The sequence below is a fragment of the Bacillus sp. UNC437CL72CviS29 genome, assembly GCF_000482345.1.
GTDB classification, from domain to species: domain Bacteria; phylum Bacillota; class Bacilli; order Bacillales; family Bacillaceae_G; genus Bacillus_A; species Bacillus_A arachidis.
In genome coordinates this window covers 289,060-312,341 of record NZ_AXVB01000006.1, presented here as the reverse complement: position 1 = coordinate 312,341, position 23,282 = coordinate 289,060, and the positions used below count along the sequence as shown (strand labels likewise).

Annotated in this window: 24 protein-coding genes, 1 tRNA gene and 3 pseudogenes; 18 read left to right on the top strand and 10 right to left on the bottom strand. The window is 36.4% G+C overall.

Features of this window, described 5'->3' with window-relative positions; genetic code table 11:
- Positions 1-165: 165 nt before the first annotated feature.
- The 4 genes and pseudogenes from M014_RS0108990 to M014_RS0108980 form a co-directional block, all read right to left on the bottom strand.
- Positions 166-591, bottom strand: coding sequence for an Imm70 family immunity protein (locus tag M014_RS0108990; RefSeq protein ID WP_026591426.1), 426 nt, complete (start codon positions 589-591; stop codon positions 166-168).
- 6 nt (positions 592-597) lie between these two features.
- Positions 598-1,802, bottom strand: a pseudogene (locus M014_RS26655) (WXG100 family type VII secretion target).
- 82 nt (positions 1,803-1,884) lie between these two features.
- Positions 1,885-1,977, bottom strand: a pseudogene (locus M014_RS30605) (helix-turn-helix domain-containing protein); the annotation flags it as partial.
- 240 nt (positions 1,978-2,217) lie between these two features.
- Positions 2,218-2,290, bottom strand: a tRNA-Val gene (locus tag M014_RS0108980).
- Between the two features lie 188 nt (positions 2,291-2,478).
- On the opposite strand from M014_RS0108980, the gene M014_RS26650 reads away from it, so the two are divergent.
- From M014_RS26650 to M014_RS0108935, 8 genes are all read left to right on the top strand, one after another.
- The gene (locus M014_RS26650) at positions 2,479-2,832 is read left to right on the top strand and encodes a hypothetical protein (protein ID WP_051588562.1); all 354 of its coding nucleotides are present in this window, start codon (positions 2,479-2,481) and stop codon (positions 2,830-2,832) included.
- Positions 2,833-4,778: 1,946 nt separating this feature from the next.
- Positions 4,779-5,654 (top strand): hypothetical protein, encoded by an 876-nt coding sequence (locus M014_RS26645; RefSeq protein ID WP_051588561.1) that lies wholly within the window; start codon positions 4,779-4,781, stop codon positions 5,652-5,654.
- A 551-nt stretch (positions 5,655-6,205) separates the two neighbouring features.
- Complete coding sequence (locus tag M014_RS26640; RefSeq protein ID WP_035414756.1) at positions 6,206-6,406, top strand: helix-turn-helix transcriptional regulator; 201 nt, start codon at positions 6,206-6,208, stop codon at positions 6,404-6,406.
- Positions 6,407-6,605: 199 nt separating this feature from the next.
- The gene (locus tag M014_RS0108960; RefSeq protein WP_026591425.1) at positions 6,606-7,496 is read left to right on the top strand and encodes a phage major capsid protein; all 891 of its coding nucleotides are present in this window, start codon (positions 6,606-6,608) and stop codon (positions 7,494-7,496) included.
- Between the two features lie 324 nt (positions 7,497-7,820).
- The gene (locus M014_RS30010; RefSeq protein WP_231503919.1) at positions 7,821-8,135 is read left to right on the top strand and encodes a hypothetical protein; all 315 of its coding nucleotides are present in this window, start codon (positions 7,821-7,823) and stop codon (positions 8,133-8,135) included.
- A 12-nt stretch (positions 8,136-8,147) separates the two neighbouring features.
- A complete protein-coding gene (locus M014_RS0108950; protein ID WP_026591423.1) occupies positions 8,148-8,648 on the top strand; it encodes a hypothetical protein in 501 nt (166 codons plus the stop codon).
- On the top strand, positions 8,645-8,899 hold the full coding sequence (locus M014_RS0108945; RefSeq protein ID WP_026591422.1) for a hypothetical protein: 255 nt from the start codon (positions 8,645-8,647) through the stop codon (positions 8,897-8,899). Before M014_RS0108950 ends, M014_RS0108945 begins: the two co-directional genes overlap by 4 nt.
- Before the next feature lie 428 nt (positions 8,900-9,327).
- A complete protein-coding gene (locus M014_RS0108935) occupies positions 9,328-9,747 on the top strand; it encodes a BRO family protein (protein WP_026591420.1) in 420 nt (139 codons plus the stop codon).
- A gap of 72 nt (positions 9,748-9,819) precedes the next feature.
- On the opposite strand, the gene M014_RS30450 is transcribed toward M014_RS0108935, so the two are convergent.
- The 4 genes from M014_RS30450 to M014_RS0108910 all read right to left on the bottom strand — a co-directional run bounded on the left by M014_RS30450 (position 9,820) and on the right by M014_RS0108910 (position 12,844).
- Positions 9,820-10,041: a hypothetical protein gene (locus tag M014_RS30450; RefSeq protein ID WP_026591419.1), complete on the bottom strand. Its 222-nt coding sequence runs from the start codon at positions 10,039-10,041 to the stop codon at positions 9,820-9,822.
- A gap of 298 nt (positions 10,042-10,339) precedes the next feature.
- Positions 10,340-10,528, bottom strand: coding sequence for a hypothetical protein (locus tag M014_RS0108920; RefSeq protein ID WP_026591418.1), 189 nt, complete (start codon positions 10,526-10,528; stop codon positions 10,340-10,342).
- 461 nt (positions 10,529-10,989) lie between these two features.
- Entirely contained in the window at positions 10,990-11,769 is a 780-nt protein-coding gene (locus M014_RS0108915; RefSeq protein ID WP_026591417.1) for a helix-turn-helix domain-containing protein, read from the bottom strand.
- A 154-nt stretch (positions 11,770-11,923) separates the two neighbouring features.
- Positions 11,924-12,844, bottom strand: coding sequence for a tyrosine-type recombinase/integrase (locus M014_RS0108910; protein WP_026591416.1), 921 nt, complete (start codon positions 12,842-12,844; stop codon positions 11,924-11,926).
- 542 nt (positions 12,845-13,386) lie between these two features.
- Between M014_RS0108910 and M014_RS0108905 the strand changes: the two genes are divergently transcribed.
- The 9 genes and pseudogenes from M014_RS0108905 to calY all read left to right on the top strand — a co-directional run bounded on the left by M014_RS0108905 (position 13,387) and on the right by calY (position 19,784).
- Positions 13,387-13,932: a hypothetical protein gene (locus M014_RS0108905; protein WP_026591415.1), complete on the top strand. Its 546-nt coding sequence runs from the start codon at positions 13,387-13,389 to the stop codon at positions 13,930-13,932.
- 118 nt (positions 13,933-14,050) lie between these two features.
- Positions 14,051-14,278 carry a hypothetical protein gene (locus tag M014_RS0108900; RefSeq protein ID WP_026591414.1) on the top strand — a complete coding sequence of 76 codons (228 nt, stop codon included), beginning with the start codon at positions 14,051-14,053 and terminating at the stop codon, positions 14,276-14,278.
- Between the two features lie 154 nt (positions 14,279-14,432).
- On the top strand, positions 14,433-15,719 hold the full coding sequence (locus M014_RS0108895; RefSeq protein ID WP_026591413.1) for a D-alanyl-D-alanine carboxypeptidase family protein: 1,287 nt from the start codon (positions 14,433-14,435) through the stop codon (positions 15,717-15,719).
- Positions 15,720-15,854: 135 nt separating this feature from the next.
- Positions 15,855-16,430 carry a signal peptidase I SipW gene (gene sipW / locus M014_RS0108890; RefSeq protein WP_026591412.1) on the top strand — a complete coding sequence of 192 codons (576 nt, stop codon included), beginning with the start codon at positions 15,855-15,857 and terminating at the stop codon, positions 16,428-16,430.
- Between the two features lie 61 nt (positions 16,431-16,491).
- A complete protein-coding gene (locus M014_RS0108885) occupies positions 16,492-17,079 on the top strand; it encodes a TasA family protein (RefSeq protein WP_026591411.1) in 588 nt (195 codons plus the stop codon).
- A 181-nt stretch (positions 17,080-17,260) separates the two neighbouring features.
- Positions 17,261-18,037 (top strand): DUF4047 domain-containing protein, encoded by a 777-nt coding sequence (locus M014_RS26635; protein ID WP_035414754.1) that lies wholly within the window; start codon positions 17,261-17,263, stop codon positions 18,035-18,037.
- 105 nt (positions 18,038-18,142) lie between these two features.
- Positions 18,143-18,241: pseudogene (locus tag M014_RS28115) on the top strand (TasA family protein); the annotation flags it as partial.
- Positions 18,242-18,319: 78 nt separating this feature from the next.
- Positions 18,320-18,976 (top strand): TasA family protein, encoded by a 657-nt coding sequence (locus M014_RS0108875; RefSeq protein WP_026591410.1) that lies wholly within the window; start codon positions 18,320-18,322, stop codon positions 18,974-18,976.
- 214 nt (positions 18,977-19,190) lie between these two features.
- Positions 19,191-19,784: a biofilm matrix protein CalY gene (gene calY, locus M014_RS0108870; protein WP_026591409.1), complete on the top strand. Its 594-nt coding sequence runs from the start codon at positions 19,191-19,193 to the stop codon at positions 19,782-19,784.
- A gap of 97 nt (positions 19,785-19,881) precedes the next feature.
- Here calY and M014_RS0108865 read toward each other — a convergent pair whose 3' ends face one another.
- The gene (locus tag M014_RS0108865; protein ID WP_026591408.1) at positions 19,882-20,205 is read right to left on the bottom strand and encodes a helix-turn-helix domain-containing protein; all 324 of its coding nucleotides are present in this window, start codon (positions 20,203-20,205) and stop codon (positions 19,882-19,884) included.
- 90 nt (positions 20,206-20,295) lie between these two features.
- Complete coding sequence (locus M014_RS0108860) at positions 20,296-20,427, bottom strand: anti-repressor SinI family protein (RefSeq protein ID WP_026591407.1); 132 nt, start codon at positions 20,425-20,427, stop codon at positions 20,296-20,298.
- A gap of 365 nt (positions 20,428-20,792) precedes the next feature.
- Here M014_RS0108860 and M014_RS0108855 point away from each other — a divergent pair, with 365 nt between their 5' ends.
- Positions 20,793-23,180: an immune inhibitor A domain-containing protein gene (locus tag M014_RS0108855; protein ID WP_026591406.1), complete on the top strand. Its 2,388-nt coding sequence runs from the start codon at positions 20,793-20,795 to the stop codon at positions 23,178-23,180.
- Positions 23,181-23,282 lie beyond the last annotated feature (102 nt).

Here is a 23,282-nt window from a genome sequence, read left to right as displayed (position 1 = left end):
CAATTTTAAGTAATAACTGTAAATATTACATTCTCGTAGGTTTACAGTTGAAGAGTGGCAGAAACCTTATTGAAAAGGTAATCAAATTGAACTCTACGTTTTTGACAAAATAAAACACCTCAGAATTTCATCCCAAGGTGTTTAAAGTATCTATTTTTTAAATGGTTAGCTATATTTCTTTTTAATTATTACATCCATTTTTGTTTTTTCAGAATCCTTTAGAGAATTAGTTAGTAAAGTGAGAAATTCTGTTCCTCTTTCTGTAGTATGATATTCTGCTAGGTTAGTTATATTAGCAGGGATTTTATCTCCATAAGGTGGTCTTTTGGTTATGTCCTCAATGTCCCATATTACTTCTGATGGGGGTATTTTACTTAATGTTTCCCTAATCTCTTCCACATTTTTTAGAGCCTTACTAGCATTCTCCCACTTTAAATTCTCAAAGTATAAATCTTTCATTAATAGAGGATATTTTGTACCCCATCCATCAGGCTCACAATGGTATGAGATAGTTGAGAAAAAGCTGTGTACAAAGTCAGGGTGTCCTGCTTGATAGAAAAATATATCTACTTTAAATCCTACAATTGACATTTAGTATCAATCCCCTTTTATAAATTCTACTTCAGGTAATGTATTAGCTTTCTTGCTTATTCCTGCTACAATCTCCCTTAAATGTTCATCAGGAATAGTTTGTCCCCTTGTATCAATAATAACAGTTTGTTTTGTACCTTTAGGTAAATGAATATCCCTGTCATTTACTTGCTTGACAATTACATTCACTAGATTAGTTCTTTTTGATTTTCATGTAGAAGGTCATAATTTTTAAGCTCTACACTATGACCTTCTACATGAAAATCAGGTCTAGTACTCCCTTTTGTATACCTAGATACTTCCTGTCTATCTTTAAAAGCCACTTGGTCATTATATTGAGGGTGCATCTCACCAAACTCATTTTCAGAATTTTTCCATGAAGGTCTAGCGAACATAAGATAACCACTTAAATAATTACCCCAGTGTCCTGATGGTGGAAGCGTACTAAGTATTCCTTCACCAGTGAGAGCACCACCTGCAAAAGCAGGCTGTAAGCGTGGTGGAAAGGCTTCTGTTACTTTATATATACTCGTTCCTCTAGCAAGCTTAGAAACTTTATCAAGACCTTTCCCTCCGATAAATCCTGTCGCAATTGATGTTAGAAAGTAAGAACCCGAATGGAATCTACTTTCAACATCTCCATTCCAAAAATCATTCATGAACGAATCAGAAAAAGTATTCCACATTGCAGGAAATGTTTCATCATAGTTTACGACAGCATCCCACATATTTGACCATGTTTCACCATCTCCTAATGATTTGAGACCTTCCCAAGCATCTCCGACTGCTTCTCCTGCCCCGTCGTAAAGCCCGTCCCACGCATCACCTAAACCTGTTGTAAAACTATCCCACGCATCGGCCATATCATCCAATATATCATCAGATCCATCTGACCCAGAGGACTTCTTGTCTGTTAAGTCTTTATTAGCTGAATTGCCTTCATAACTTTCATCTGTATTACGAAATTTCTCAGCAGCTTTCATTAGTTCATCTGAAACTTTGTCTAGTTCCATTAGAACTGTAAACATTTTTGGTTTTGCATCGTTAAATCTTTGATAAAACTGCTCACTACTTACTCCATTCCATTCTGTAGCGATATGTTCAATTTGATTATATAAGTCTTTATGTAAATACTCTAAGAAGTGTCTAGTATTGCTTACTGTTTTTGCAGCCTGTTCTAACATTGCAGGCGTTACTTTTATTAATACCATACCATCCCTTCTTTGCATATTGATTAATATGTAAATTATACCATATCAATATTTTTCTGTAAGAGGGATTTTGTATGTTGGCTTATGCCGGACACATGAATTCACTATCAAAATAAAACTTATCCATTAGGTTATTTACAATACCGTTGAAATAGGCGAATTTACTATTTTCTATATACAAAAGTATATATGGTAGAAAGTTAAACCAGTTTAGTTTTCTACCATATACACATGAGTAACCTATGCCATAAAAGGAAATGATATATAATATAGAAGAAACATAAAAAACACCAATTAATAATTGATGTCTTTTATGTTGGAGTGAATGTGGTCAAAATGTGGTCAATTAGGATTAGGAATGGAAAAATGCGATTCTTTATGTTTAAAGAATCGCATTTTAACAAGGTTTTTAGTATGACCCCGGAGAGGCTCGAACTCACGACCTCCACCCTGTCAAGGTGGCGCTCTCCCTGCTGAGCTACGGGATCGACTATATAAGTAGACTAACTCGTTGTGAACCACTTAAAATAGTATTTGTTGAGTAAAATTCTATAGTAGTTTGAATTATAAGTCAATAACAATTAGGAGCGACCTCCACAGTTACCTTTTGAGGTGCTACCTCTCAAGCGCTACTTGATGGCACGCCATGTAAGTTAACCACGATAAAAAGAAATAAATGCAAAACTATCGAGGTGGGACTAATAGAGATGGCTACACAACAAAAATAGGGAAAGAAGTCGTAGATTCTCTTAGTGAGAAAATCTCACTTAAAGAAATTAAGACTACTCCAGGGAAATACACAGTAATAACTGATAATGGATTAAAACTTATCTTTGCAAATAGAAGTAACGCACTTTTTCCTAAGAGAGCAATCTTACGAGTTGGAATGCTATTACGTGATAGTGAGGTTGCCAAAGAGGTTCGTAATCAATTATTAAACATCGAAGAGAATACATCTACAGAGATTAAAACTTATGAGATTGACAACGAGATGGAGATTAATGGGGAACTAGCGAGGAGGACTAAATAGTTAAAACCCCCACCTCGATAGGCTCACTTTTCCATAATACGGATTTAGAATAGATGTTTATATGAACTTGAAAGTTAACTACCATTAGTAATACCCTATGTAGGTATCCTTACTCACGTGTACCTATGTAGAAATACATGACACAGGTAACTGCATAAGCATAACTAACGAGTAAGCTTATAGTATCAACACTTGTTAGCTTTAACCTGTATAATTCGTTCTCGTTTATACAATCAATATACATACCTAACGAATACTACTGTCATGCAGATAATATTCACTAGTATCCTAGCGAGCTGGTAACCTATTGGTACAGCTACATGAGCATACCCTATGTAGCCTACCTACCTAGTTTACATAATCAAAGTTATCGGAAGTTAACGTATACGTTAGCCTTGTTGGTTACCAGCTCGTAAGGTCTATGCATTAACTTATACATACGAGATAGGATGCTCTATAGTATCACTCACGAGAATCCTCTGTAGCTTGTTCTGATGAGGTGATAAGAGGGATTATGTACTCTGTAGGGCAATAACACTCAGAAGGCAATCTGAACAGTCTCAGCTATATGTGTGTGCCTCCAATAGTCCTATCTCGGTGGGTCATGTACCTTCTTTCCTTACCGAGCCAGCCTCCTTCGTTCCCTGTCTATTTGTATCTATATACCTCAATATTATAACATACGGGGGTACGGATACGTTCGATAGTAAACATACAAAGAAATCATACCTCCCAAAGTCGGGCTCGTTAGAAGGCGTCAACTTGACGCTTACTAGGCATACCTACAAAGGGAGTAGCTAATCGCTCACCCCTGGAGTTGGAGTCCAATTAGTCTACCTCAAGATGAGGGACACTAAATAGCACGTTCTCAGCAGGCACACCCATGAGACAAAACCAATTAGTTTAAAATATAAAATTTATTCTTGGGAAGTCGAGCCTATGTTAAACATAGTACGTTCTCACCAAGCATACCCATGAGACAGACCCTAGAGTTATCCTATCTATCACTTCCTAGTTAACTTGTGAGATGAGATAAACCAGTAATATGACAGATTAACTCCCTAAGTTACATAATAGTCTTCCTCAAGTGTAGAAATATCGGAGTGAAATACTTGAGAATTAGCTAAAAGTGTTGCGCTTTTCTCATATATACTAATGAGTTTAACTTTATAGTTTAACCAATAAGTAATCCTCGATAAAAAGAAATAAAAAATAACTATCGAGACGGATACGAATTAGGATTACCTCTATAGAATATACTCTTCGGTGAAACCGAAAGATAAATCCATAGAGTATAAACTAATTAATCCTACCTCATATAGGTATTAAGGTTTTAAATAATTAAAAACAAAAAGAACTATATGAGATGGACAAATAGAGAATTTCTATCAGGTTATAATCTTCTCGTAAACGAGATAGCCAAACCTTGATAGTAAAACTTAATAGATCACCGTCTCAGGTTTTTGTATTTATTGTTTTGAGAAGAATGAACTCTAGGAGTTGCCACTAAAGGGTAGCTCATTTTGTTATGCCTACGAGGACGGACTATTAGGTTATACCTTTAATGTTATATTGTTGTACGTTTTGTACACATTAGAATCACCTTGAGAACGGATAAAGTAGTTTGTCTTCAAAGGTAAGACTTATAGGTTGCTGGAGAGATAGCCTAGTTGGTTTCTATAAGATAGAAGAAGGGTTCCCGCGCCAAAATAGGCTCTATCCCTTGTGGCTCTAAGGCTGAATCCACTTTGAATCGGGAAGTTTTTTTTACACTTTTGGGATAATCGGGAAGTTTTTTTTACACTTTTTATTGCAAACACTATTAGAATGTACTTAAATAGCAATCACTACATGTAGATGTTTTTTGTATAATCCAAACCATATATTGATTTTTAACCTATTTTATGGTAAAATATAGGGGTGCAAACAAACGAGGAGGGGAATGAATGAAGTTAACAACAGAGGAAATAAAAAGTATGACTGTAGAGGAAATAATCGAGTTAGGGTATGACTTTAGAAGCCCAGCTCAACAGGAAGCTTATAGTAAATATTTGGACAAGCAACGCAGTAAAGACATGACTCATCACAGTAGACTTATTAAGGAAAGATATGAAACTATCAAGGAAAACCTAACATTACAACAACATGGCTTACTCCTATATTTAGCAACCTGTATGAGGTTTGGCGAGGATGGAAAGTTATTTACTGATAGAGGAAAACGTGTAAACGTAAAAGAGTTAGCACACCACTTAGGCAAGACTACAAGGCAAGTAAATAGTATCCTCTCTGAGCTAGAGGTCAATGGAGTTATTCAACGAGTGAAAGAAGGGAAGACAACCCATATAGATATGACCGATGCGGTTTACATTTGTGGAAAACTAGAGGGAGAATACAAGACAGTTAAACTATTTAAAGCACATCTCCACGAGAAAGCAAAAGACCTACCATTGAACACTCTCGGATTATTCGCTCTATTGTTAACTCACATGAACTGGAAAACGAATCTTATAGTAGAGAATCCTGATGAGCAGGACACAAGAAAGCTTGTACTATTGAAGCGGTCTCACCTAGTTGACTTACTAGGGTTGTCTAAACCAACTGTAAATAAACTCATGGGAGAATTAAACCGAGCTAGGTTGATAGTAGAGGTGAAAACTATAACAGATGCTATTTGCTTAGATCCCAAAGCGGTAAGCAGACAAGCTAAGAAGATAACTTTCGAGGAGCTTCTTGATAACATTGAGGAAGCTTCTCTTTCTGTAATGAGTTTTAAGAAGGCAAACAAAAAGGCTACTATCTTTGCAGAGACAGTAACCAACTAATTTAAATATAAGTTATGTAGTTTTAAACTGGGTAGGCATTGGTAGTGCCTACCTCTATATTACCAAATACCCCCCGAGAACGCAAATACTTTTTGATAATTTAGAAGTTGAAAACTTAATTGAACAAGCCAGAGTCCACTGATTAGTGGGCTTTTTTGTGTTTTACTACCGAGGTGTAACCCCAATTAATTTGTAATAAAACTGTAATCTTAAGAGTAAGAGCATCAAAGGTGCATGGCTGTCAATTTTTACTTTTAGTAAGTGAAACAGTTTTGGTAAGTACCTTATAGAGGCATCTTTTGAGAGACTAAACACTTTTGGTATCTACCTATATGAAGGGGTAATTTTGAGAGTTTTAAAGATTGGTTGTCCTATTGAGATAGATAATGCCACGACTGAGTGGGGACTCAAGAGCGTTGCTATCTCAGATTAAACATATATATGACCTTCCTGAGAGGTTTAGCCTACATGGTTCCTGAGGCTATGTAGGTACTTTTTTACTAACAAGGTTCAATAACTAATGAACATGATTATATAGGGGGATGGATTAAATGAATGACCGAATGAATGAACAAGTGAGAAAGGAACTAAAGAGGTATCAAGAGAGGCACGGTACTACATTGGTTTTTATTGCTACAAAAGTCGGTCTCAGTAAGTCTGTAATTTCTAGATGGAAAAACAATAAGTTCAATTTCAGCGTACAAACGTTAAGACGTATCCAACAGTTTATCGGTACTCGTGAGCAGGATTAATCAATTATTCGATAGAGGCAGCAAGCCTTTGAAGTTTAACAAACTAGGTGCGGAAATCCAACAGGATGGAGCTGAAGAGTTGATTCGAAGGTTTGCTACTTCTATTGAATAAACAGGGGTTGGCTCTCACCTTGCTGTAAAACTAAAGTAGGCAAATACATTTGTAGCTCCCTCGAGAGGTTGAGCACAGGAGGACAATATGGCAGATTTAACTTTAGGACAACACCCACTACTTAAGAAGCAATTCTTAGACAAACGTTTCAAGGATTTAACTCAAAAGCGTTTTATTGCAGATGTACTGTTTGCAAAAGCTAGTGTAGACTCTTTAGCTATCAAGTACTTTAAAGATGCTGATGCAGATGTTAACGGCTTATATGCTTATGAAGAAGTACCAGAGGTAGGTGAAGGCTCGGGATACAAACGTGTTGGGCTTAGTGAAGAAGCTAAACTAGCTATGATCCGTAAGTACGGCTTAGAGATGGCGTTCTCGTACGAGATGCAACGATTTGGAGCTAGTAGTACCTTTGAGCGTGGCTTCAACAAACTATCCAACTCTGTAGTTAACATGGTCAACTCGCTTGGGTATGATCGTATCGAGAACGCTGTCGGTAAACTTGGACGTACTAAGACAGGCGCTACTACTGGTACAGTCGATGCTTTCTGGAATAATGCAACTCTTGGAGCAGACCAAATGATTAGCGACATTGTAGATGCTCAAACAGAAGGTATCAAAGCTGGCTACGAGTACGACACGATGGTAATCTCCCCTAAAACACATGGTCTCCTAGTGAAGAACAAACAAATCCGCGATGCTCTAAAAGTTAACAATACAGATATCGCTTTATTAAAAGGTTATATCGGAACTATTTTAGGTTTGGATATCTTAGTTGATATTAATTTTGGTGACGATAAAGTCTTATTTGTACAGCGTGGTATGATCGGTGATATTGCTGATGCTGACGGTGGCTTACGCTCTATGACATATAATCAAGATGAAGATGAAACGACTATTTTACGAGTTAGCCGCTTCGTAGAATGCTACATCACTGACCCTAAAGGTATCTACCTTTTACAGAATATTGAAGGTTAATTGAAACTATAGGAGGTAGCCGTCTCGGTTATCTCCTATCTTTGATTATACACTAACGAGGTGAAACATATGAAACTCATGAAGTTCGACAATACAGGTGAATTAGTGGAGTCATTCTCCGAAGAAGGTGAAGACTTACTTAAAGATGCCGAGCTTTTCTCCACAGGTAACCACAGAGGTAAGACTTACACTGTAAACCATCTACAAGCCCTTGCTGATTCGTTTAACTCTGAGGATATGATTCCTATCCAGTTAGACCACTCAGAGAGTGTACGAGACTCAGTAGGCTTCCTCGAGCAGGTATCTGTAGTAGGGGGAAAGCTGATGGGGAAACTACGCATTGTAGAGGATTCCATTAAGCAGCGTGTACAAAAAGGATTAGCTAAAAAGGTTTCCATCTCCTTCTACACTGACGAGAAAGACAATCCTTCACGTATTCGTGAGGTCAGCTTGGTAGCATTCCCTCAAGTAAAGACTGCTCGGCTCTTTGGAGAAATAAGTGAGGAAGAACAACTTATGGAGTACAGTCCCGAAGAAGTTTACCGAGCTATTAAAACAACTTTGGATACAATTGCTCAAGAGAAGGAATCATTCCAAGAGGAATACAAAGCTTACGTAAAATCACTAGGTATTAAATAGGAGGTAGATAACATGAGTGAAAATCTAGGACAATTTAAGTCTGCTGAATCAAAAGCTCGATCACTAGCAAATTTAACACACCGTAGTGGGCCAACAACTCCCGAAGGTAAAGCACGAGCACTAGAGAACCTAAAGAAGAATGGTAGCTATGGAGGGAATCACTACGTACATGGCATCTATGTGAAAGACTTTGTAGCAGATCTAACTGAGGAAGAAAAACAATGGTACAGAGAAACATTCGATCATTACAACGAGAAGTACGAGTTAGACAAACTAGACTTAGAGACACTTGACCTAGCTCTCATTAACCTTATTAAGGCTCGTAGGAAGAATGCTAATATGAAATATGCGGTTAACGAGAAGGTATCTATGGCAGACTTCGAGAGTCGCTATATCAGATTAATAGACGAGCTTGGCCTGTCTCGTAAGTATCGCTTGTCTAAAAGTAACGTGGAGAATCCTTCCGATGTTAACTTAAGTGCACTGTTTGACTTCGGAGGTGAAAACAAATGAGGTACATGCGATTAAACGTAACCTATACATTTAACTCCTCAGATACGATCTACAAACAAATACATCACATCAAAGGTGAAACTATTGAAGACCTCGAGCAAGCGCATTTCCCTTTAGTTGACATGCTAGCCGCTCTCGTTAATATCCAATCTATTAAATCAGAAATCATTAACGAGATGGAGTATCTAGTAGGGCTAGCTGAGGAGGAAGCTCGTTTGCGTTTCCTTCAATTAGAAACTGTATCAGATTAAACTTAAGGAGTGATGCTATATCAATATGTATCTAGTGGAAGTTGTATACTCACGAGGTGGTCAAGTTCACCTAGCTCGTCACGTAGCTAACATGGACGAAACGAACGAGCAGCAACTTATGAAAATGTACACTGATAGATATACGAACGCTTTCAGATATACGATAGATGGTAAACTCCTAGGAATAAACATTGAAGCTGACTCACGAGGAGTCAGCTATTTTTGTGTACATACTAGAAAGAGGCTGAATTCATCGAGAATTACTTCCCTAGTTTCTCTGAAGATGTAAAGAAAATGATGGTGCTCGACTTACCCTGTAGTGCTAGATATTACCTCGTTATTACTATATTAATACATATTAATAATATGTTTACAGGTGGCGAAGACAACCATATAATGAAAATAAATACCACCGAGGAGGGATTTTGATGTTTAATATCATAGAATCAGAGTTCGGAAATTTGAGAGCTCGTGAGGAGAATGGTACTAGATGGTTCGTGGCAAAAGATATTTGTGACATGATAGGTTATAAAAATGTTACGGATGTATTCAAAGAAGTGGATCCTAAAGAGCTTGCCAAAGATAAGATGCCTGGTGGGTTTAATTTAACAATAGTAACATCCAAAGGTTTAAATCAATTCTTTGTGGCTAATAAGCATTCTAGGAAAGAAAACTTTAAGAGCGTAAGAGAGTGGGCTTTTGAATCTAATCTTGTTCAAACCCATGAGGGGAACAAAGAGGGTATAGCTAAATTATCAACTCTAGGGGAGTGTCTGCTTATGATGAGTTTGGTGAACATAAAGCTCTTGAGATTGATGGTAAATCACAGCTTTCAGCTATGGAGATAGTTTTAACTTTAGACTATAGCAAAACAAAGGAGCCGACTCAGGAGGCCGGCTCAATAGTTATTACTTCTTAAGTTAAAAACTCTCCTCAGTTAATTCATTCAGGTTAAAACTAAGAGTTTTAGAGATTGTACCAGCTCGGAGGATAACTACATATGTAAGGCCTAGTTGAAATGTATCCACTTTGCAAACTTTATTAGTAATACGAGATAGTGAGTCTTGGAAGGTTGAAACTAACGTGTCAATCTCCTCCATTACCATATCCATTTTAGTTGGTTGAATAGTGTTTGTTGTCATAAATAATCTCTCCCTTTAGTTTTATTTACACGAGATAGGTGATGCTTACAGGTGTACAATCATGAGTGAAACAATGTAACCGACTGCATAGAGGAAGCTTATACTGCCGCCAGCTACTAAGGTTGACTTAACCCAGTCTTTGAGTTTCAACTTATTCGCCTCCTATGAGGTCGAACCTTTACAGCTATTCCTGCTCATGATACTATAGGGAGGAAAGAGCCTTTTAGGTTCGACTGAATTGCGTAGCCTTGTTCGGTGTACTCGCCAAAGTACAATCACCGAGCAGGGTTATTTGTGTTTACTTATCCAATATAGATTTACCTTCATTGATGCGCTCAAAAGCTAGATCTACTAATTCCTTACGCTTACTCTGTGGTAGTAACTTGAGAGCGCTAAACAGTTTGTAGAATCTTTGAGCCTCTTCAATGCTATCCAGCGAGTAGGTGTTCATAATCTTGGTGAAATATCTGAGTTGTTTCTCCTGCATGTGTTCACCTCCTTGCTTATGTACTCATAATAACATGGTATAAAAGAGTTGCGCAACCCAATTATTTAACTTTTTTGAATTTATTTTCTTTAGTGAGGAAACATCACTAGAGTTTATACTGAGCAGGGAGAACTCCGTATACGCATCTTATAGGCTTATACAAATGAGATGGGTTAAACAGATGCAAATGCATAGGTTACCTTCGTAGAACCTCGTACAAGACAGTTTAAGAGGTCATTCTCGATTGTGTGCCTGATTAGTTGCCAGCTCTGTAGGTGCAAAACCCCTGAGGACGGCCCTAGAGAGCCACTACTGGACAGCAACCTGATTAGTTACCACCCTTGGCATACAATCGAGCATTAACAATATGAGCCAGCTCAGTAGATCACACGATGTAGGACAACGACCAGTTGCTAGGGATTATTACTGATAAGTAATAATAATGTGTGGTTCTTCTCAGGTTAACCTTGTAGGAAATCAAATAGCTTACACTTAAGCTTTCTTTGCTCAACAGACATCATCTTTGCGAGAACGCCAAACAAGTAACCTTTGAAGTCTTTTCTAATTTTGCTCATCTTCAGAGCAAACACAGATTGTTTAAATGCTGAGATTGCCACCTCAGTTGTATCAACTAAATCAGGTGCGTACTTGTTAGCAGCCAATTTAACTTTTCCCCACAGAGAATAGATCTCCTTAGCTGTACCGAAGAAAGGGGATACTGTATTGATAAATTCCACAGGTACACATGAGCTAGCCAAATAAGATGAATCTAGCTCATCAATACTAAGAGGTGCGCTATTACGTATCTTTAATTCTTTAGGGTTTGTTTTAGAGTTAATGGCTTCGTTCTCGTGAGATGACTCCTCAGGTTGCTCGGGAGTAGGCTCAGTAGCTTCTTTACGAGGTGCCAACTCATGGTGACGCTCGAAAGGGTTAATTACACAGATAAAAGCTGAGTAGCCACCCTTAACAGGTTTAAACTGTTCAATGCGAGTAATGATACCTAATTTGCTGAAACGCTTGAGGGCACGCTGAATAGTACGCTTAGAGTATCCTGTTAGATCAGCTAACGTGTTATTCTTGAGGTAGCTAACTCCAACGAATTTACATGAGTAGTTTGATAGTTTTAGAAGTATTACTCGTTCGCTGTCCTTTAAATTATATTCCTTAAGAGTCCGGTCAATAGTTTTGTCCATCTCAGCAACAGACTGAAAGCTTTCATATTGCCTTAGTTCCTTCATTATATAGTCCTCCATCTTTATAGAAGGAACAACCCTTGAGCTAGTACCAATGAGCATGATACAATAGCAAATAAGGAAGCTCCTTCAGAGTTTCTGTAGCTGTAAGAGAGCCCTTTCCGGTCGCCAAACTAGGAGGGCTCTCTTTTTATTTGTCTTAAATCTCAAGTGAATTAAGTGGATTAAACTTGTCATTCTGCTCTCGTAGAGCTGTTCCCCACAGAGATAAATACCTTTCAGTCATTCTGAGGTTTGAGTGTCTGAGGAGCTTCTGCAAAGTAAATACGTCCATTCCTTGCATGATACATCTGTGAGCAAAGCTATGTCGGAAAGTATGGCAGCTTAAACGTACGTCATTGAAGTTCATTACCTTAGATAACCTCTTAAAGATCAGCTTTACTGCATTAGGTGTAAGTTGCTTTCCTTCCCTCGAGGTGAAAAGATATTGCGGTAAACTCCCCAGCTCCTTCTCTACAAAGATTCTCCATTCACATATTTCCTTTGTTAGCTTATCTGTGATAGGTATACTTTGTTGTTTCCTCGCTTTACCAAAGAGGACGACTGTTTGGTTTATTAAGTCAATATCCTTCCACTGTATATTCACGAGTTCACCTAGACGGATTCCCGTACTCAGCAGCAGCACTATGATAGCGTGATCTCTGTAACCAAAGAATGATTTATCTCTAGTTTTTAACCTACGGTAATACCTAAGCATTTGTTGAATGTGATAATCTGTGAAGACTTCTATCTTAGTATCTTCCTTAGCAGGTTTGAGCTTCCTCACAGGGTTGTCCTTGTGTTCTATTACCTCCTCGTTTTGCCAGTAGTTAAAGAATATCCTCAAGTGGTGTAACTTTGAGTTGCAAGTGACTACACCGTTCCCTCTCGTTTTCTTGCAGTATCTGAGGTAGGACTTTACAGTTACCTCTCGAATATCTCTTAAATCAACTATCTCCAGCTCGGAGCAAAAGTTACGGAATTCATTTAGTGTAGCCATGTAGACCTCAATTGTCCTATGAGATAGGTTGTTGTATTCTTTCTCTTCCTGGAACTCCTTCATAGCAAAACGTAATAGCATAACTCGCCAATCCTTTCTATGTAGTTGCACACAAAAAAGAGGACTACCTAGCCAACCTTCACAGGTTAACTTTAAGTAGTCCTCTTTACGAGTTGAGTGTTTATATAGAACCCCCACAGTTTCAGCTTTTGGGAATAGCCTCTCAAGTATTGATACCATTGAGATAGCAGACTCCCCAATTTTGGGGACTCCGATGACAAAACTGTCAAGGTGGCGCTCTCCCTGCTGAGCTACGGGATCATGATGAAAAAGTTTCTTTTTGATATATCTGATAATTCTGTTAGGTTGATTATACAAAATTAAGTGGCACCTTACAATAGTTTTTAACTACAATATTAAAAATGGAATTTGATAGAATACCACGCCTATATTTTATTGAAGGCACATTTTCATGTAGTTTAATAGTAAATAAGCGAATGATTTACTCATAAAGTTGAAGGGATTTTTCGCCTTTTATCAGATTGAGTAGTAGCTTTATCCTATAATGTGATTTGAAATTGATATAATTTAAAATAGGGGATAATTTGAAGGGGGGTGTCACTTTGTTTAGAAGGAGTGGAGAATGGACTGTTTTTGTTATGGGTGGGCTTGTTTTAAGTGGATTGATATTTGGTAGCATTATGTTTTTTACTAAAACAGATAAGGCGGAAATGAAAGCTGAGGAAACTGAGCAAATCGAAGAGGTAGATAAATCAAAAGATATTGGAATGAAGATAAGAGAAATGCATAGTGATTTAAATTCGATTACAGGTTGGGAAAGACATGAGAATTTTGAGAAGGCGGATGCTCCAGCTTGGGAAGAGAATGAATCGGGATTCAAGTTAATTGATACCACTTTAATAGAAGCTGCTTCATTGTCTAAAGGCAATTTAAAGGAAGATTTAGAACGAGCTAGAATATTGCTTCGTATTTCAATTCAAAATCATGATACAACAGCTTTAGTATATGTTCACCGTATTTTACACGATCTTGATATCGGACAGAACAGATTGCAATCGAGAGATGTGTTTAACAGTGCGAAAGCTGGTGCTGGTGATGCTAGTGCCATACCTGCATATGATGATTATATTAAGCAACATAGCAAGTAAATATAAAATTTATATTTGTTTTGGTAGGATCTTCTTTTTACAATTTCGTGGAAATAGGGTATAACAGAAATAGAAAATAGATTTATAAATACATTATAGATTAAAGAGGTATATACAAATGGTAAGAAAATCTTTCAAGATGCGTGTACCCAGAAATAGAACGATTTCAATCAATGGTGCGATTCTTGATGTTGATGTCTCTCATGATGAGTTTTTAGATGAGTTTATTGAATGGATAGATTCAAAAGGGTGGTCTTTTATGGGAATGACCGATGAGATTACAGAAGAGGAAGCCGGGAATAATTTAATAGATTTATTGGCCGATGAGAAGGATAAGAAAGAATGAGTCCTTCTTATTTTTATTCGTATGATTATGTCTTTCTATGTAAAATTATGATATAGTGAACAATGGTAATTGAGTTTCCATTTTAATACCAATTTCATGTCGGATTGGTAGAATTAGTATATAAGGCAAAAGAAAATAGAAGAGGGAGAGTCATATGGTAAATTGTAAGAAAATTATGGTTTTTATGGTGGTGATGTGTGTCTTCTTTTTAACACCTATGACATTGTACGCCGAAACTGGTACTGGGGCGGTGCCGACACCAACACCAACACCAACACCGACACCTGGTCCGAATGTATTTGGTCAATTTGCAGTTTCAATTGATGCGAAAACAGGAGATGTTTTGTACGACAAAAATGCATATCAACGTGCATTTCCGGCAAGTATGACGAAAGTGTTGACGGCTATTTTATTAATGGAGCATGCGAAGCCAGAGGATCAATTTACGTTTTCACAACTTGCATTAGATCAGGAAAAGAGTAATTATCAACTTGAATTTCAAGTAGGTGAAACAATCGATCGTAATACAGCGCTAACAGTTTTAATGGTATTAAGTGCAAATGATGTTGCGTATGCGATTGGTGAACGGATTGGCGGAAGCATAGAAAACTTTTCGAAGATGATGAATGAGAAAGCGAAGCAGTTAGGGGCAAAGGATAGTCATTTTATAACGCCGAATGGCTTACATGATCCGAATCATTATACGACGGCATATGATATGGCAATGATCACAAGAGGGGTTCAGCAATATCCTGAAATTTTACAAGCTATGAATACGAAACGGACAACGGTTACTACGTCTAGACAAACGGTTTCTATTTTTAATAAAGCGAATTATTTTGAAAATCCATATAGTATTGGCGGAAAAACAGGTTTTACAAATGAAGCTCGCAATACGCTTGTATTATTAAATGAGAAAGATGGTAACCGTATTGTTAATGTTGTGATGGCATCACAAAAACCAGAAATTTACGAAGATATGCGTCAAATTGCGGATCATTCCTTTTCGCAATTTGCGAAGCAAATGGTGATAGATAAAAATAATTGGCATCAGAAGGCAACGTATTTAGATAAAGACATAGATTGTGAACTAGAACAAAGTGCGGAGTTTATGTTAAAGAAAGATGAAGGAAAAAATGTTAAAACTGTTTTTCGAACTACTCCTATTGAGAAAAGCACATTGTATCAAAATGGAATTCACCGTGGTGAAGTAGTTGGAACAGTTGATGTTACAAAAAATAATCAAACAATAGGCAGTATTAATGTTCTTTCTAAAGAAGATGTTACATTTGCAATGCCGAAAACAAATATAAAACCAGCTGAACCTACGTATCCTTTTGGATGGATGATAGGTATTGGAGCTGGAATTATTAGTGTAATGATAATCGGTTTATATGTGGTAAGACGGGCTAAAAAGAAAGCGGCTTCAGAAGTGAAATAGGCAATGATCAATTGCCTATTTTTTATTGTGTTTTTTGTTCGTTCATTATAGTATTAATTTAAGTTCTCTTTTAAGAACGTCTTGGGATATCCTAGTTTTTACGTACATATACATAATAAAGAGGAGGAGATACGGGTGAAACTAGTTTGGAAGATTATTAGTAACGTCATCTCATTTGTTTTATTTGCGTTGATGGTTTGCTTGGCGTTTGTTGTTATTTCATCCAAAGCAAGCGGCGGGGATCCGACTGTAATGGGATATCAATTTAAAACGGTACTATCTGGATCAATGGAACCAACATTTTTAACAGGATCAATTATTGCGATTGAACCAACGAAAGATGGATCTAAATATAAAAAAGGTGATGTAATTACTTTTAAAGAAGATGAGAAAAAAATTGTAACTCACCGTATTATTGGTGTGAAAAATGCAAATGGGAAAGTCATGTATGAAACAAAGGGTGACAATAATAATGGGCCAGATTTAAAACCAGTCTTAGCGGAAAATGTTATTGGAAAATATGCAGATATTACAGTTCCATATGTAGGATACTTGTTAAGTTATGCGAGTTCAAAAGCAGGAGCTGCCTTACTATTAATTATTCCAGGTGTATGTTTACTCATGTATTCTGTTATTACTATTTTCAGTGCAATTCGCAGCATTGATAATGAAAAGAAAAACAAATCTACAGATGTTGGACAATCCGTGTAATTCCGTTATTTTCTCTATTATAGAGATTATAAATATATAGATGTCATTGGGGGATATGGACATGACCTTAAAGAAAAAAATAGGAATGGGAATTACATCGGCAATTATGGGAGCTACCTTAATTGGAGTAGGAACATTTGCGTACTTTAGCGATAAAGAAGTCTCAAATAATACCTTTGCAGCTGGTACACTTGATTTAACTACAAATCCAACAGCAATTATTAATGTTAATAATCTTAAGCCTGGTGATACAATCGTACGTGATTTTGAATTGGTAAACAGCGGAACATTAGATATTGAAAAAGTCTTATTAAACTCGGAATATATTGTGAAAGATGCGAAAGGTGATAATACTGAAGATTTTGGTAATCATATTAAGGTAACCATCTTAAAGAATACCGATAAAGGTCATAATATTATAAAGGAAAAGAAACTATCTGAATTAGTTGGGAAACCGTTAATAATAGTGAATAATGATGCACTTGCTGAAAAATTAGATGAAAAAGGTATTAAAGCTGGGAACAAAGACAAGTTTAAAGTGAAATTTGAGTTTGTGGATAATAAGAAAAATCAAAATCAATTCCAAGAGGATACACTTGAATTGAAATGGACATTTGATGCACAGCAAACAGCTGGTATAGAGAAGTAATCATAGGAGCAGGCTATCAGATTGATAGCCTGCTCCTACTATAGGTATTATTTTTGAACTAGTATACAAAAGTTATATATAACAAAAACAGGAAAATTTTCTATGATTTTCGGATTCTATTATTTATAATGAAAGTATGTTCTTTATAAAGAATCAGATACGAGTAATGGGAGAGGTTGGAATGCTAAAATCATCAAAAAAATTAAAAACGATGCTTATGTTTCCTTGTATGTGTTCAATAGTCTTCTATATGGGATCACAAGTAGTTACGTATACGGAGGCTGCTTTTGTAAATGAGACAAAAATACATTCTACTGTTTCAACTGCAATTGTATTTCCAAAAACGATTGATACTTTGGTGAAAAAAGCAGAGCAGCATGAGAGTTTGATTTTAAAGGTAGATGAAGGAATGAATAAGGAAATACACGCTGATTCTATAGAAATACTTGAACCAAAAGTGAAAGAGTTGAGAGAACAGCTTGAACAAGTAAAAGTCGAACGTGAAACGTTGCAACACATATATGCAGAAATAGAAGATTATTATAACCAATCAATAGAAAATGTAAAAGTAAATAATAGCGACTCAAGTAAGGAAGTACTTCAATATGTACAAGTTGGTTTTACGAAAGTAAAAAGTATGAAGGATAATGTTGATAAGAAAATATCGGTACCAAAAATAGAAGAATTTATTCTAACTCTGCAAAAGAAAATTGAGGATGAAAAAGTGAAACAGGTTTCTAACACGCCTGAAAAAGTAGAGCAAGAACAAGTTATACCTCCTTCTGAGCAAAAAGAGTTACAGAAACAAGAAGAAATAAAGCAACCATTAAAACCTAAACAAGAGCAAATCAATCAAAGCGAGCAAACGGAAGAAACTAATCGAGTATTACAACAACCTGAGGAGAAGAAAGAAGAAGTACCGCAACAAGATTCAGACACTTTACATGAAAATCACTAATTTTTTGGTTATACCTTCTACAGATATAGAGGTTAACATAAAAATGTAATTCAAGAGAAATGCGGAAGGAGGCAACAGGAACAGTAGGATTAACTTTATGTACAATATGAATTCGTAGACAATAAACAAAATGAAAGTGAATTCCAAGGTAATCAACTTCAGCTGAAATGGACTTTTGAAGCAGACAGAACAGAAGGGTCATAAAAATAATCGAATTGATAAAAAAAAGGTAGGTTTCTCCTGCCTTTTTCCATAGCAATTCGTGTTATATGAGGGATGCAGATGAATAAGAAGTGGATATTTATTATGAGTACATGTCTAATTTTAGTATTATTCATTGGTATTACAAAAAATATTGACCAAGTCTATGCGGAGGAGCGGCGAGAAATAGATATAAGCCTTGAACCAAAAGAAGTACTTTTTCATGTTTCGAATATGAAGCCAGGAGATTGGGCAAATCGAAGTATACGTATTAGTAATGATGGGACAAAGAAATTATCATATAGTATAAAGAGTGAGGTTTCGGAAGGGTCTACAAAACTGTATGAAGCTCTTAAGGTCACTGTAAAAGAGAAGCAAGAGGTGTTATACGAGGGGAGTCTAAAAGAACTTCAAAGTATGGAAAATCGTACATTAGCAGCTGATAGAACTGACGAGCTTATCTATACGATACATGTTCCTAAAGAATTAGGAAATGAGTATCAAGGGTTACAAACAATAGTGAAGTTCATTTTCTATGCGGAAGGACCAGAGGGAAATGGTGTAGGTACAGAAAATGAAACGGGAAGCAATCAAGCACAACCACCTACTAATAGTAACTGGCAGCTGCCGCGTACAGGCGTACAACAAAGCAGTATGGTCTTAATAGGTATTGGCTTAGTAGGGTGTGCGTTTTATTTTTATAAAAGATATATGCAAATGAAGTATGGGAAAAATTAAGTTTTGTAGATAACAAAATTAATATTATTTTATAGTTGCAATTATACCCCTATGTTCTTTATAATGAACTTATGGTAGCTTTTTAAAGAACAAGAGAATTCAAGGGGTATTGTACATACATTGGATATAGAAAGATAACAGTCATTCTATTAGTTATACCTCTTATCCTTATCCTTAAGAGATAACAATAAAAAATAGCTAGGGGGAATTTAAAGTGAGTTTAAAGAAAAAATTAGGTATGGGAATCGCTTCTGCGGCATTAGGATTATCTTTAATCGGTGGAGGAACATTTGCTTACTTTAGTGACAAAGAAGTATCGAACAATACATTTGCAGCTGGTACGTTAGACCTTACTTTGGACCCTAAAACAATTGTAGATATCAAAGACCTTAAACCAGGGGATACTGTTAAAAAAGAGTTCTTATTAAAGAACAGTGGTACATTAGCAATTAAAGATGTTAAATTAGCAACGAAATATGCAGTTGTAGATGCAAAAGGCGATAACGCTGGTGAAGACTTCGGTAAACATATTAAAGTAAAATTCCTTTGGAACTGGGATAAGCAAAGTGAGCCTGTATATGAAACAACTTTAGCGGATTTACAGAACGTAGATCCAGATGTTTTAGCAAAAGATATCTTTGCTCCAGAGTGGGCTGAAAAAGGCGGCTTAGAAGCTGGAACAGAAGACTACCTATGGGTACAATTTGAGTTTGTAGATAATGGTCAAGATCAAAATAAATTCCAAGGCGATGCATTAAACTTAGAATGGACATTCAATGCAAATCAAACAGAAGGCGAAGAGAAATAATAAATAACACCAAAAAAGCGGGGATTCCCCGCTTTTTTTCGCTTTTTTTATAAATAAAAAAAGAGTGCTCCCCAGTTTGCACTCCTTCGCGTATATGTTACTTCTGGTTTTTCTTCCATTTTGTAAACTCTAAAAATTCCCGGAATTGCTCTTTTGAGACACCGGAATTCATAGCTTCTTTGACGAGGTGTGTCCATTCCGAATCCAGTTGGTTTTCGGATGATGTTTCGTCATGAAGGAGTGTGTCCATTGGTACTTGCAGAACATTTGCGATTTTTTCAAGAAATTGAATGGAAGGGTTCTTTTGCAAATTACGTTCAATGGAACTAATATAAGACTTTGCCACACCTGCTTTTTCAGCAAGTTCTGTTAAAGAAATCCCTCTTTGCAACCGAAGGCGTTTTATACGTTCTCCTATCATCTTTGCGCACCTTTCTGTAAGTATGTAGTCGGCTTATGATGTCATTATTATAACACAAATTTCGTTAAAAAGAACGTTTCTACTACTCTGCTAGTTTCTGGTAGATTGGTTCATACGTTGGAAAAAGTGTTCGATATCTTGAATAGCGATCCCCGCATCTAAAGCTTCAAGCATTAAATCAATCCAATCCTGATCTAGCGTATCTGCCATTTCTTTGTACAAAGTGTATTCCTCCCTAATGTGTAATGAAGCAAAAAATAAACAATCTTTTAAGTACATTATAATATTTCGAAAAGTTAATTTGGTGAAAATAATGTTAATTTATTGTATATTTTGCAGGTGAAATTAATAAAAAGCTACTACTTTGTTATTCTATAAAGAAATTGTAATAGTTTTATCAAAAATTATCAATATCTTCAGAAATAACTGATATATTGAGAAATTTCTGTATGAAAAATATATGATTTTTACAAAAATATTACGAAAGTTACAAAATAGAACAAAATTAAACAAAATATTGAAAAATTACTGAATTTTTATTATTATCTTAATATTGGTACATATTTTATTGGGGGAGGAAAATAGGGATGAAAAAGAAACCATTTAAAGTGTTATCGACACTTGCTGTAGCAGCTGTTCTTGGTTGCTCATTTGGAGCTGGTAGTCAATCTGTTTATGCAGAAACACCTGGAAAAGCAGCAGCTACAAGTCCAATTGATGATCATCTAATTCCAGAAGAGCGTTTAGCTGATGCTCTTAAAAAACGTGGAGTAATTGATTCATCCGCTTCTAAAGAAGAGACAAAGAAAGCTGTCGAAAAGTATGTAGAGAAAAAGAAGGGTGACAAACCTGGAAAAGAAGCAGCAACTGGGGATACTGTTACAAAAGAAGCATCTGATTTCCTGAAGAAAGTTAAAGATGCTAAGGCAGATACAAAAGAAAAGTTAGAAAATCCAGCAAATGGAAATGGTGCAGGGACAGGTCCAGTTAGAGGTACATTAAATGGTAAAGTACCAACGGCTCCTGCAAAAGCAAAAGAGTATAATGGGGAAGTTCGTAAGGATAAAGTACTTGTTTTGCTTGTAGAGTATGCTGATTTCAAACATAATAATATCGATAAAGAGCCTGGTTATATGTATTCTAGTGACTTTAACCAACAACATTATCAAAAAATGTTATTTGGTGACGAACCATTTAAATTAGAAGATGGGACAAGCATTGAAACATTTAAGAAATATTATGAGGAACAATCTGGCGGTAGTTATACAGTAGATGGAACAGTTACGAAATGGTTAACAGTTCCAGGTAAAGCAGCTGATTACGGTGCAGATGCTGGAGATGGTCATGATAATAAAGGACCATTAGGACCTCGTGACCTGATCAAAGATGCATTAAAAGCAGCGGTAGATAGCGGACTTGATTTATCAGAATTTGATCAATTTGATCAATATGATGTAAATGAAGACGGCAATAAAAATCAGCCAGATGGTTTGATTGACCACTTAATGGTTATCCACGCTGGTGTTGGACAAGAAGCTGGCGGCGGTAAATTAGGTGACGATGCAATTTGGTCACACCGCTGGACAGTTGGTCCAAAGCCATTCCAAATTGAGGGAACAAAGGCGAAAGTACCGTACTGGGGCGGTAAAATGGCAGCATTTGACTACACAATTGAACCAGAAGATGGAGCAGTTGGTGTATTCGCACATGAATATGGTCATGATTTAGGTCTTCCAGATGAATATGATACAAAATATTCTGGTGGGGGCGAGCCAATTCAATCATGGTCTATTATGAGTGGCGGTAGCTGGGCAGGTAACATTGCTGGAACAACGCCAACAAGTTTTTCTCCGCAAAACAAAGAGTTCTTCCAAAAAACAATTGGTGGAAACTGGGTGAATATTGTGGAATTAGATTATGATAAGTTAAACCGAGGAATTGGTTATGCAACATACTTAGATCAAAGTGTAACAAAAACGGATCGACCAGGCATGATTCGTGTTAATTTACCAGATAAAGATGTAAAAGGAATTGAGCCAGCATTTGGTAAGAAGTACTACTATAGTACAAAAGGTGATGATCTTCATACTACGTTAGAAACACCTTTATTTGATTTAACAAATGCAACAAATGCAAAGTTTGATTACAAATCATTATATGAAATCGAAACAGACTATGATTTCTTAGAAGTACATGCAGTAGCAGAAGATGGATCGAAAACATTAATCGATACAATTGGTAATAAAAATGTAAAAGGTGGAGCAGATACAACTCTTGGAAAATGGGTAGACAAATCTTATGATTTAAGCCAATTTAAAGGTAAGAAAGTGAAGCTTGTATTTGAATATGTTACTGATGGTGGTTTAGCATTAAATGGATTTACCCTTGATAATGCAAAATTAACAGTAGATGGTAATGTTGCATTCTCTGATGACGCAGAAGGCGATACTCAGTTTAAGTTAAATGGTTTTGTTGTTTCAAACGGAATTGAGAAGAAGGGCCATAACTATTATGTAGAGTGGAGAAACTACGCTGGTGCTGATGAAGCGTTAAAATATGCTCGCGGTCCAGTATATAACACAGGTATGGTGGTATGGTATGCAGATTCTAGCTATACAGATAACTGGGTTGGTGTGCATCCAGGATACGGATTCCTTGGTGTAGTTGACTCTCATTCTGAAGCAATTGCAGGAACTTTAAATGGTAAGCCAACATTTAAAGATAGCACACGTTATCAAATTGCTGATGCAGCGTTCTCTTTCGATCAAACACCAGCATGGAAAGTTGTATCACCAACTCGTGGAACATTTGAATACAATGGACTACCAGGTGTTGCAAAATTCGACGATTCTAAAGCTTATATTAATCAGCAAATTCCAGATGCAGGACGCATCTTACCAAAACTTGGCCTGAAATTTGAAGTAGTTGGCCAATCGGATGATAAATCTGCAGGTGCAGTTCGCTTATACCGTTAATTATGAAGAAGCTGTTGAAAGTTTTCCTTTCAACAGCTTTTTTCATGAGTAAATATATTTTAAATGAAATACAAACTCATATATAATGATACTTTAAGAAGT

Coding starts and splice junctions, on each gene's coding strand:
- M014_RS0108990 (WP_026591426.1), bottom strand. CDS start 591: ATGTCAATTGTAGGATTTAAAGTAGATATATTTTTCTATCAAGCAGGA.
- M014_RS26650 (WP_051588562.1), top strand. CDS start 2,479: ATGCAAAACTATCGAGGTGGGACTAATAGAGATGGCTACACAACAAAA.
- M014_RS26645 (WP_051588561.1), top strand. CDS start 4,779: ATGAAGTTAACAACAGAGGAAATAAAAAGTATGACTGTAGAGGAAATA.
- M014_RS26640 (WP_035414756.1), top strand. CDS start 6,206: ATGAATGACCGAATGAATGAACAAGTGAGAAAGGAACTAAAGAGGTAT.
- M014_RS0108960 (WP_026591425.1), top strand. CDS start 6,606: ATGGCAGATTTAACTTTAGGACAACACCCACTACTTAAGAAGCAATTC.
- M014_RS30010 (WP_231503919.1), top strand. CDS start 7,821: ATGGGGAAACTACGCATTGTAGAGGATTCCATTAAGCAGCGTGTACAA.
- M014_RS0108950 (WP_026591423.1), top strand. CDS start 8,148: ATGAGTGAAAATCTAGGACAATTTAAGTCTGCTGAATCAAAAGCTCGA.
- M014_RS0108945 (WP_026591422.1), top strand. CDS start 8,645: ATGAGGTACATGCGATTAAACGTAACCTATACATTTAACTCCTCAGAT.
- M014_RS0108935 (WP_026591420.1), top strand. CDS start 9,328: ATGTTTAATATCATAGAATCAGAGTTCGGAAATTTGAGAGCTCGTGAG.
- M014_RS30450 (WP_026591419.1), bottom strand. CDS start 10,041: ATGACAACAAACACTATTCAACCAACTAAAATGGATATGGTAATGGAG.
- M014_RS0108920 (WP_026591418.1), bottom strand. CDS start 10,528: ATGCAGGAGAAACAACTCAGATATTTCACCAAGATTATGAACACCTAC.
- M014_RS0108915 (WP_026591417.1), bottom strand. CDS start 11,769: ATGAAGGAACTAAGGCAATATGAAAGCTTTCAGTCTGTTGCTGAGATG.
- M014_RS0108910 (WP_026591416.1), bottom strand. CDS start 12,844: ATGCTATTACGTTTTGCTATGAAGGAGTTCCAGGAAGAGAAAGAATAC.
- M014_RS0108900 (WP_026591414.1), top strand. CDS start 14,051: ATGGTAAGAAAATCTTTCAAGATGCGTGTACCCAGAAATAGAACGATT.
- M014_RS0108895 (WP_026591413.1), top strand. CDS start 14,433: ATGGTAAATTGTAAGAAAATTATGGTTTTTATGGTGGTGATGTGTGTC.
- M014_RS0108885 (WP_026591411.1), top strand. CDS start 16,492: ATGACCTTAAAGAAAAAAATAGGAATGGGAATTACATCGGCAATTATG.
- M014_RS26635 (WP_035414754.1), top strand. CDS start 17,261: ATGCTAAAATCATCAAAAAAATTAAAAACGATGCTTATGTTTCCTTGT.
- M014_RS0108875 (WP_026591410.1), top strand. CDS start 18,320: ATGAATAAGAAGTGGATATTTATTATGAGTACATGTCTAATTTTAGTA.
- M014_RS0108865 (WP_026591408.1), bottom strand. CDS start 20,205: ATGATAGGAGAACGTATAAAACGCCTTCGGTTGCAAAGAGGGATTTCT.
- M014_RS0108855 (WP_026591406.1), top strand. CDS start 20,793: ATGAAAAAGAAACCATTTAAAGTGTTATCGACACTTGCTGTAGCAGCT.